Raw genomic sequence first — 9803 nt, 5'->3', positions numbered from 1 at the left:
CCAAGGCTGATCCGATCGCCTGGCCGGTTCCGCTGTTAAAGCCCATGCCGATCTCTTCGTCGTTGAAGATGATCCGGCGAATCTGCGCCACTGGTGGCATCGTCGATCCCTCCCGGTCGGGTTCGTTGCTGGGTGGATTGCTTGCAAGCAGTGCTCGCCCGGGGATCGTGCGCCCACTTTCAGGATGGGCCGTGTGGGTGATTCCGCAACTTGGCGGAGGCGACGCCGCGGCCCGGGGCGGGGGTTTGCGCCCCCCACCTGACCATCGGTGGCCGGCCGTGCCAGCACTCCCAGGAGATGGCCGCGCGTAGCGTGACTCGGCACGATGAGTGCCTGCCCTCGGCCGGGCTGCTGGGCGTCAGGCTCAAGCCGAGCCCCGGGCCCCGGCCTTGATCGGGGAACGGGGTCCGTAGACCGGGGCCCGGCACCTGAGCCGTGCTAGGTTTCGGCGTCACGCAATTCCCCACCTGCGCTGGGGCCGGTGCCGGGCAGCCCGACCACTGAGTGTGCGGCTGGTCCGGTCAGTGGTTCACTGAACTAGCCTCGAGCTCTGGCTCCGCTCACGATCGAAGAGGCAGAACGTAGTCACACTGCTGACGACCGCGCGAACCGGCAGGCGATGCGTCTCGTCAGGGCGAAGGACGCCCCGGGGCCGGCAGGACCGCGACGTTCTCCCCGGAATGGCGCAGACGTTCGATGAGGCGGGCGTTGTGTGCCTCCAGTTCGACGTTGCGCAAGGTCAGGACCTGGATCTGGTTGGCGTAGGTGGCCAGGGTGTCCTTCAGTTCGCGGATCTCGGCGGCGTGCTCGCTGCGAAGTTCGCGCTCCGCCTTCTTCAGCCGGGATACCTTCGCCCGCAGCTCCTCCGGTTCCGGGCGGCAGGTCTGCGGCGCTTCCAGGATCTCCTTCACCGCCTGGGCCACCGGTGAGCATAAGGACGACGGCTTCCTGACGATCCCCGGCGAGGACCCTCACCTCTTCGGGATCAAGGACGGATGGCGTATGTATGCGCTCCACATGGCCCCCTGAGACAGCAGTTGCGCTCGCGTAACTGCATGATCTGTGAGACAGACTGAAGCGCCAACATAAAGGCCGATCTCGCCGTGGACTCCGGCCAAGCCCTCCTGGACCTCGGTGACACCGGCCGCGCCCACCAGCTCATCACCGAGGGCGAACGCCTGCTGCCCACGGCCCGGGACAAGACCCGTGGCGTGTTCCTCGCCTACCGCGCCGCGAGCCACCTCGATCTGAACGAACCCGAGCCCGCCGCGGCCGCCGCCACCCAGTCCCTGCTCCTGGCCCGCCGCACCGGAGCACCCCGCTGCATGAAACTCGTCGACGACCTGCTCCCCCACTTCAAGCCCTACCAACACGCCCAAGGCGTACCGGAACTCTTCCACCTCGCTGCCACATAGTCACGCACCGAGTGCGTCGGCCAGATCGCCCGGGGCACCGCCTCGGTCACCGCGCTGGCCACCGTGGAACGGATCGTCGGCGGTCTTCGCATTCCCGGTGCCTTCCAGGGGCTTGGTGCGCAACCTTGGGAGGACACCGCCGCCCTCAGCACTGAGTCCGACCATGGAGATGATCCGATGAAGCGCCGTAACCTGCTTCGTGGCGCGCTCGCCGCCGGCCTCACCGCTCCGGCGCTCGCCGCGCTCACCGCCGCCCGGACCGACGTCGACCAGAGCCTCTCCCCCGACGCGCCCCAGGACCTCGCCGATCTGGAGGCCGCAGCCGAGAGCTACGGGTACGGCTACCACGGCCAGCAGCCCACCCGCGTCCTGGCCGACCTGGTCACCGACTTCACGACCCTGCGCCCGCTGCTCACCGTCCCGCAGCCCGCCCCGGTACGGGCGCGGCTGTGCCGCACGGCCGGACAGATGGCCGGGATGACCGCGATCGTCTTACACGACCTGGGCAGCCGCCGGGAATCCCGCGCCTGGTTCGCCACCGCCGCCCGGGCCGCCGCCGAATCCAGCGACGACCAGCTGCACGCCTGGGTCCTCGCCCGCGAGGCGATGGTCCCGCTCAACTACGGAGCCCCAAAAGCGGCGGCCGGCCTCGCCGAACGGGCCCGTCACGTCGCCGGGCACCGGCCGACCGCCGCGGCGGCGCTGGCGGCCGCGGTCGCCGCCCGCGCCTACGCCCTCAACCACCAGCCCGAGCAGGCCCGTCTGGCTCTCGCGGCCGCCGACGCCCTCATGGACCGGCTCCCCGAGGGCGAACGGTCGGACACCTGGCTGACGTACGGGGAACAGAAGCACCACGTCCACCTCAGCCACGCCTTCACCACGCTCGGAGACACCCGCCGCGCGAACGAGAGCCAGCAGCGTGCCCTGGAGCTGTCCGCGCCGACCAGCACCATGACGCGCACCCTGCTGAACATCGACGCCGCCGCCTGCTCCCATCACGACGGCGACACCGAGCAAGCGTGCCGCCGTACGGTCGACGCCCTGACCGGACTGCCCGCGGACTACCGCACCGGCCTGGTCCGCCGCCGCGCCCAGGACCTGTACGAGGCAATCCCCGCCCAGCACCACCGCGAGCGCGCCGTACGCGACTTGTGGGACGCCCTGGCCGCCTGAACCCGTGACCACGCGTCAAGGGACCTCTGTGCGTGGCACGTCCTGGATACAGAGGTGCTATCGGTCGCCCAGATCCGAAAGCTCCCAGCCCTCGGGAGTCGGATGCTGGGACGGGACGACGGTGGTCGTGGCCGCCAGGACGTTGCCGTCTTGGTCGTACTGAATGGCCTGGTAGACCACGACTGGAGGCATGGCGTACCTGGGCAAGCCGAGGGCTTCGAGTTCATCCGCATTCGCGCCGCGTGCTGTGATCTGTCGTTCGACACGCGTGCATCCGGGAATCACTGGTGCCGGGGAGTCCTCTCCTCCGCGACTGGAGGCGGGGTTGAGGCGGGGCTCCTGTGCGGTCACCGGGGTCTCCTGAGGTGAGGGCATGGCGGGCGATCCGAGCGTACGCGGGAACACCAACATCCCGGCCCCGGTTCTCGACAGCAAGGAGGCCCGGGCGCCGGGTGTGTTGGACCCTGACCGGACTGCCCGGCGACTACCGCACCGCCCTAGTCCGCCGCCGCGCCCTAGACCTGTTCGAGGCGATCCCCGCCCAGCACCCCCGCGAGCGCTGTACGGGAACTACGCGACGTCGTGGCCGGTTGACAACGTGGCTTTGTAGGTGGGATCTGACACCACTTGTCGGTCAGAGGCGACAGCGCCTGGGGTTGGCGGAGAGTGATATCGCCCAGTTTTGACACCACTTGGGGGCTTGCGGTGGGAGGACCGGTGTGCTTCTCGTTGTGAGGGGCGCCGATGCCGCCCAAGTCCAAGGTCGAGCTGTACGCGGAGATCCGCTGTGTTGCCCGTGCGGGCCTGTCGGACCGGGCCCTGCAGCGCAAGTACGGAGTCGGCTTCCGCACGGCGAAGACCGCGGCCGCGTCGGTGCGGCTGGACCGCGCAAGAAGCCGTGCGATTCACGTGACGCCGCACCGACAGGCAAGGCGGTATGGACTAGGGGGTGTTTCGAAAGTGGCTGTGACCACCACTTTCGAAACACCCCCTAGCAGCCGCGCGAGCGAGGCATTCATTCAAGGCCCGACCGAAGGTCCTGCGCTTCGAAGTGCGGGTTCGGCACGCTCGCGCACCGCAGGGCGTGGCGGATGACGGCGACGGGATCGCCGAGGTGGTAGACCTTCTCTGACGGTTCGATGCCGTCAAGGAACTCCTGGTAGCGCAGGGCGTAGGACAAGTGGGCGAGCGGTTCCGCGATGGCCAGCGCACGTCTTGGCTGGCAGCCGGGGAGGTGCCTTTCCCAGGCGTCGATCCAGGCCCGGGCGGCAGTGGGCCGCTTGGCTTCGGGCAGGTAGTCGTACGCTCGCAAACCGTCCAGTACCGGGTTGCCCCAGTGGGCGTCGGCGAAGTCGATGACGACCGGAGGGCCGCCGTCGCTGCGCCAGTTACCGGGGTGGAAATCGCCGTGCACGATAGTGTCCGGCAGGCCGCATTCGTCCAGCATGGGCCAGCGGTCGAGCAGTTCGCGGGTGGCGGCCAGTTCTTCCGCAGGGAGTTCGCGGGCAACCTCTCCATCGAGGAGGTCGCGGACCTGGGCGGCGATGACGGACGTCCGCCGGTCCCGCAGCCCGCGCGGGCGGCCTTCCGGGAGGCCGGCTACGGCGGCCTGGGCGGCTACAAGGCGGCTCACGGCGCTGGTGATGGTTTCAGGGGAGGCATCCCAGCAATCCTCGCCGGGCAGGTGTTCCAGCAGGATCCTCCGCGCTCCGGCCCCCACGACCGTCGGGACGAGGCCCGGGTCGACCCAGGCGAACGCGGAGATGACGGCGGCTTCATCGGCGGCGAAGTGCGGTGTGGTCTTCAACCAGACGGGGCCCTGGGCCGTGGGCAGGCGGAACAGTCCGGCCAGATTCCATGTTCTTCGCTGCTCGACCGGCCCGGTCACCGGACGGCCGGCCGCGGCCAGTGTGTCGGACGCCCAGCCGAGGATCTCCCACAGACCGTCTGCCCGGGCCCACGGGGCGCGTAGGTCCTCATGCCCGGTCAGCTTCAGCAGGCTGTCAGCGAGGGGAGCATGCATCAGCAGGCCCGGCGTTGGGCGGCGCAGCGCCTCTACGTGGTAGGTGACATGGCCGTCGCGGGCTCCGTCTCCGCCCTCGACGTCCAGCAAGCGCAGCACCATCACCGGAACGCCGAGCGTGTGGTGAAGACGCGCGATGACCGGCTCGACCTCCGACCACCACGGGACGTCCACGGGAAACGGCCCGGTGGCGCCGAGAAAGTCCCCACCTGAAGTGACCCATGCACTGACTGTCCGGCTCATCGCCTAAGTCTGACGTAGCGTCCTCGCCCCCGGAGGTAGGCGGGCAAAGGCGTGGTCGTGGTGTCAATTCTCGTCGACATTTCACACCCCCGTGATCAACAAGTGATGCCCAGACTCGCTGACAAACGGTGTCAGGTCTCACCTACGTAGCCAACAACGACCGCTCCCAGAGCGGTCGGGCACGCCCGGTCCCCTCGCAGTGGAAGCACTGCTCGCCCCCTGGTGTGCTGCGGGCGCCGATGGTGCCGATGGCGTCCCGCAGGAGCTGGGTGAGGCCTGCGACGTGGCCGGTGTGCAGCGGCAGTTCCTCCCGCATGCCGATCATGAGTTCCAGCGCGACATCGGGCACGAGAGCGTACTCGCCGAACCCGTTGTCCCCGGCGAGGTCGCGCGTCACCGTGTCGAGCACGTCGTGAAGGCGGCGCACCGGCTCTCCCTCGAACAGTTCCACCCGCGCTGAGAGGACAGTGTCCTCCGGCTTCACGATCGACAACCGTGCCGCTGGCCGCTCGAACGGCCAGCCGAGGCCGACCGGCTCGGGATGGGCTGCGTGGAGACGGGCCATCGCGTGCCACAGGTCTCCTGGGTCGCCGTTCCTGGCCGGCGCGCCCTTGTTCTGCTCCTTGCTGGGCATCATGGCTGCCTTCCGGTTGATGACGTCGGAACACCTGAGTACGCCGTAGCCGGGGCGCAGTGCGCGCCTTGACCCTCGTCATCCCGCCGGGCGGCGCGGCGACTTCGAGGGCCGTCCCGCCGGGCGGCCCCGCGGCTGCGTCTCGGGCGTGCCCGGGTCAGGTCTGCTGCCGCACCGGACGGCCGATGGTCCACAGGTCGCCGGGAGCGCGGACGAACGCGCCGTGGGTCTGCATGTCCCGCTTCAGCTGCGCGGCGGAGATGATGTGGCCGCGCCGGGCGAGCGCGTCACGCAGCTCGCCGGGCGTCAGGGGCCCGCCGCAGCGCGCGAGGTGACGGGCGGCCAGCTTCTCGCGGGTGGGATAGGCCGGGGGCTCCACCACCAGGAGCGAGTCGCTGAGCGACCGGTACTCGGTCATCGCCGCGTCGGCCAGCTCCAGCAGGGGCACCGTCGCCTCCCCTGCCCGCGCAAGGCGCCGCCGCCAGTTGTCGCGGGTCAGGTAGCCGTTTCGGTAGCACCACCCCAGCAGGCCGGCCACAGCGGCCGTCGCGAGCAGCGGGTTGCGTCCGGCGAGGACGACCAGGCGGTGAGCGCCCGCGCCGGACAGCCGCAGTGCACAGTCGATGACGGTCAGCGCGTTCGCGGCGGTGGCCTCCAGGCCTGCGACGCGCATCATGCTCTGGACTACCGGGATCCAGTCGATGACGGCAAACCCGAAGCGGTGGAAGACGCTGTCCTGGGTGACGATGACGCACGGTCCGAGGAACTCTGCGAGCGCCATCGTGGGCGCGTCGTCCGGATCGCCTCTGTACTTGCGCGGCATGTCCGGGTCGACGTGCAGGATGTGCCGGGTCCGCGGGGACAGGTGATCGCGGATCTCCAGGTCGACCACCCGAAGGGCGGGCAGGATCTGCCGGTTGAGCACGTGACGCGCCTGGCGTTCGGGCACCTTGAAGTGGGCGGCGACCTTGGCGAGGTGTTCGTCGACCTCGCCAGGAACGTGCGCGGCAATGTACGGGGTGGCACGGCCGGTCGCGGCCAGCGCGGTGACGCTGTTGTGTCGGCCATCGTTCTTGGCCAGCGCGCAGGCTTCGACCAGGAGGGCGTTGGCGTCGAGGATGGGCAGCAGCATCGGCCGGTCCAGCACCATCGGGTTGATCGCCGATCCGGAGGGGATCAGCAGCGGTGGTGCCGCGTCGGCACGATCGAGCGTCATGGATCATGTGTGGCCGCCGCCACTGACATTGAGGCGGATTTTTCGGGCCGGCCAGGGCGCTCGGGCGGCTTTCAATGACTGAGGGCTACGAGGCCCAGCCGGGCAGTGCCCCACGGGCGCGTGCGTCCTCTTCAGCGACGCGGACGCGGGCGGTGGCCCACTGATTGGCGCCGTGCTCAACGTCCTGCCGGTAGGTGGCGCGGGCCCCGACAGAAGCGGCTCCGGGTTCGTTGATGCCACAGCCCCAGCAGATGACCCGATCGGCGCCTGCCGGGCAGGCGGTGCGGGTTCCGCAGCGGGAACAGGCATGCTCGGTGTCGCGGTCCAGGATGTCGCTGCTGGTGATCTGGGTGTGTGTACGGCAGAAGCCGCAGCCCACGGTCACCGGCCGGGTCCAGTCGACGTGTCCTCGGTCGCCCGTGAGGGCGTAGTCCGCGGAATCCGGCTCCCCGATCAGCCCGCACGCGGTGCACGCGAAGTACGGGCAGCGTTCCTCTCGAGGAACCTCGGTCACTGGAATCTCCTTCAGAACAGCGGATTCACAGGTCCTGGCACCGCCTGGTGGTGCAGCTGCGCGGCCTCACGCGACTCGCCCACAAGGTCTGCGGCGTTGGAAACCCTATCGGCCCCCGGGCCGGCTGTGGTGGGGACTCGGGCCAACCGGGCCGGACCCGCGCAGCCGCCAGGCTTCGGCAAAACAGGCCGCAGAACGGCGCTCCCCCAGGCCTGTTGGGCGAGGGAGCGTCGTCGTCTCCGGCAGGCCTACTCCGCCCCTTCAGCGGCCTACGGGCTCCGGGTAGCGGTCGCGGCGCCGGTCCGGATCGTCGACTCCGATCTCGTACCAGAGCTCGCCGCGCTTTAGCCGGGGCAGGGTGTTCACCCACACTGCGATGGTGATGCCCTTCACGTCGGCGGTGAGCGCCTGGCGGCGGTTGTCGAGCAGGTGCTCCTCCTTGCCCGCCAGGACGACATGCAGCCGCGGGAAGCGCTCCGAGCGAGTGTAGCGGTGGCGCTGCCAGAACGGGAACGTGCGGCCGTTGGTGCCGCGTGCTCCCTCCCAGACGCGGTGTCCGGCGTAGCGCTCGTAGTCCCAGACCTCCTTGGCGAGGCGGGCCTGGGACATGGTGCCGTTGTCGATCTCGAAGAGGCGCACCTCGCTGGTCTTGGTCGGCACGGCAAGCACGGCGTCGGTGTTGAAGCTCAGGCCGATCTCCTTGATGGCGTGGTTCACCTCCACCTGCCAGTCGGTCAGATACTCGCGGCCGCCGGCGAGGACCGTGTCGGTGTAGGCAAGGATCGTGTCGGTCACCGCGACACCGTGCGGTCCGAACCCTGCCCGAACGGCCTTCGCGCCGGTGCCGGCCTTCGGACGGGGCGGCAGCTCGTTGCCGTCGGCCAGAGCCTTCTGCCCTGCCGCCGTCAGGTTCCAGATCTGATGCTTGCCGTCCTTGCCGTTCGTCTCCGCCAGCCCAAGCTCCGCCAGCTCCTTCATCGCCCTGCGCACATACGACCGGCCGTCGCGATCCTCCGCCGTGATCACCTGAGCCATCTGCCGGGCCGTCGCTATCCGCACGCACCCCAGCAGCCGCAGCGCATCGGCCCGCACCCTCCCGGCCGTGGGAGTGGACTTCTTCCCCTTCGCCGACGTCTCAGGGGAAGGGAGAGAGATGTCAGCGTGCCGGGAGGCCCTCTGGCGGACAGTGTGAGCTGCGGTGATGGGAACGACGTTGGAATCGTTCGCGGCACTGGACGCGGCACTGCCTTCCGGGCCGCCCGACAGGTGCTCAGCACCCCTTGTCCAGGTGGGGCGCGGCTCCCGTTCGGGCTGCCGGGCGCTGCTGTACGTCATGAGAAGGCTCCTCACGCAGATGGCGCGGGACTCCGGACAGAATCCCGCCGTCACTTGCTAGAGGTGTCGAAAAAGCCGACCGTGTGACACTCCACCGGGTGCCGATACTGAGCCGTGATCGTCACGGACGGCCGGACGGAGATCTCTCCCCCGTCCGGCGGCAGATTCTGTCCACAGGCAAACCGTCCGAGGCTGCTCTCGTGACGCCGTGACCAGCACGGCGATCACCCTTGTGAGGAGCTGTCCATGTCTCAGACCCCCGCCGCTATGCCGCTCGCCCCGATGTCCCCGAACGCGGTGATGACCGCCTTCCACTACGTCCAGTCGCTTCAGGAAGGTGACACCGAAACAGCCGGCATGCTCGCGAACGCCCAGCCGCGGCTGCGCACGCTGCTCATAGACGTCGCCGACCGCATCGTCACCCCGATCACCGCGCTGCCCAGCGCCGCCGAGGGCGACCCGTGAGCCTCCGCCAACTTGAAGGCGCAGGTCGAAGGGCTGGTGTGACCCGTACTCGGGGGACTCACCCTGGTCGTGGGCGGCAGTCCGCGGAGAAGATCGTTCGTCAGGAGCCGCTCTCCTTAGAGCTCGTAACGCGATCACGATCCGGTCTTCTTGAGGCGTGTGGAGCAGATGAGGCTGCAAGCCAACGAGACGAAGGCGTCGTGGAGTTCGATACGTCGTTCCCAGCGGACCGCGAGGCGTTTGAACTGGTGGAGCAGGGCGATCTGCTCGGCGACTAGCGGAGCTTGCCCAGGCCCTTGCGGTTCGGGGAGCCCTTGCGGGAGATCAGCGCCTGGATGCAGCGGCGTCGCAGCTCACCGCGCACAGCCTTCGAGTCGTACGCCTTGTCGCGGGTCGTCGGCGGTGCGCGCCCCGAAGGCGCGATGTCCTTCGGGGCGCGCGGCAGGGGTTCGGGTTCAGGCGTTGTAGCCGCCGTGGGCGTCCAGCACCGCGCCCGTGACGTACGACGCGGCGGGGCTCGCCAGGAAGGCGATCGCCGCGGCGATTTCGTCGGGGTGCCCCATGCGTTGCAGGGACAGCGAGCTGACCAGGGCCTTGAGGGTCTCGGGGTCCGGCGGTTGCATGCCGCCCTCCATCAGTCCGGCCTCCACGACGTTGGCCGGGAGCCCAGTCCGGAACTCACCGTGATGATGCGGCCGCCCGCGCGCAGCACTCGGGAGGCGGCCCGGATGACGGCGATCACGCCGAGGTAGTTGGTGGCGTGCATCCGGTCCAGTGCGGCGGTG

General features: G+C 69.4%; 11 protein-coding genes. 3 read left to right on the top strand and 8 right to left on the bottom strand.

Annotation, left to right across the window (positions count from 1 at the left end; translation table 11 throughout):
• Positions 1–629: 629 nt before the first annotated feature.
• Positions 630–923 carry a hypothetical protein gene (locus CLM62_RS16580; protein ID WP_095750648.1) on the bottom strand — a complete coding sequence of 98 codons (294 nt, stop codon included), beginning with the start codon at positions 921–923 and terminating at the stop codon, positions 630–632.
• Positions 924–1103: 180 nt separating this feature from the next.
• Between CLM62_RS16580 and CLM62_RS16575 the strand changes: the two genes are divergently transcribed.
• Positions 1104–1415 (top strand): hypothetical protein, encoded by a 312-nt coding sequence (locus CLM62_RS16575; protein ID WP_179382120.1) that lies wholly within the window; start codon positions 1104–1106, stop codon positions 1413–1415.
• 177 nt (positions 1416–1592) lie between these two features.
• Positions 1593–2588, top strand: coding sequence for a hypothetical protein (locus tag CLM62_RS51540; protein ID WP_095750647.1), 996 nt, complete (start codon positions 1593–1595; stop codon positions 2586–2588).
• 57 nt (positions 2589–2645) lie between these two features.
• On the opposite strand, the gene CLM62_RS51535 is transcribed toward CLM62_RS51540, so the two are convergent.
• The 6 genes from CLM62_RS51535 to CLM62_RS16540 all read right to left on the bottom strand — a co-directional run bounded on the left by CLM62_RS51535 (position 2646) and on the right by CLM62_RS16540 (position 8310).
• Entirely contained in the window at positions 2646–2780 is a 135-nt protein-coding gene (locus CLM62_RS51535; RefSeq protein WP_257003881.1) for a hypothetical protein, read from the bottom strand.
• An 823-nt stretch (positions 2781–3603) separates the two neighbouring features.
• Entirely contained in the window at positions 3604–4854 is a 1251-nt protein-coding gene (locus tag CLM62_RS16560) for an aminoglycoside phosphotransferase family protein (RefSeq protein ID WP_095750645.1), read from the bottom strand.
• A gap of 142 nt (positions 4855–4996) precedes the next feature.
• The gene (locus CLM62_RS16555; RefSeq protein ID WP_095750644.1) at positions 4997–5491 is read right to left on the bottom strand and encodes a hypothetical protein; all 495 of its coding nucleotides are present in this window, start codon (positions 5489–5491) and stop codon (positions 4997–4999) included.
• Between the two features lie 154 nt (positions 5492–5645).
• On the bottom strand, positions 5646–6704 hold the full coding sequence (locus CLM62_RS16550; protein ID WP_095750643.1) for a hypothetical protein: 1059 nt from the start codon (positions 6702–6704) through the stop codon (positions 5646–5648).
• 85 nt (positions 6705–6789) lie between these two features.
• Entirely contained in the window at positions 6790–7218 is a 429-nt protein-coding gene (locus tag CLM62_RS16545; RefSeq protein WP_095750642.1) for a hypothetical protein, read from the bottom strand.
• A gap of 261 nt (positions 7219–7479) precedes the next feature.
• Positions 7480–8310, bottom strand: a complete 831-nt coding sequence (locus tag CLM62_RS16540; protein WP_257003880.1) for a replication-relaxation family protein — start codon at positions 8308–8310, stop codon at positions 7480–7482.
• A 489-nt stretch (positions 8311–8799) separates the two neighbouring features.
• On the opposite strand from CLM62_RS16540, the gene CLM62_RS16535 reads away from it, so the two are divergent.
• Complete coding sequence (locus tag CLM62_RS16535) at positions 8800–9018, top strand: hypothetical protein (RefSeq protein WP_143659092.1); 219 nt, start codon at positions 8800–8802, stop codon at positions 9016–9018.
• A 455-nt stretch (positions 9019–9473) separates the two neighbouring features.
• Here CLM62_RS16535 and CLM62_RS51530 read toward each other — a convergent pair whose 3' ends face one another.
• Positions 9474–9641: an SDR family oxidoreductase gene (locus tag CLM62_RS51530; RefSeq protein WP_257003879.1), complete on the bottom strand. Its 168-nt coding sequence runs from the start codon at positions 9639–9641 to the stop codon at positions 9474–9476.
• Positions 9642–9803 lie beyond the last annotated feature (162 nt).

Origin of the sequence: Streptomyces sp. SA15 (genome assembly GCF_002291145.1) — a bacterium.
In the GTDB taxonomy this organism is placed as follows: Bacteria; Actinomycetota; Actinomycetes; order Streptomycetales; family Streptomycetaceae; genus Streptomyces.
This window is presented reverse-complemented; position numbering and strand designations above follow the sequence as displayed.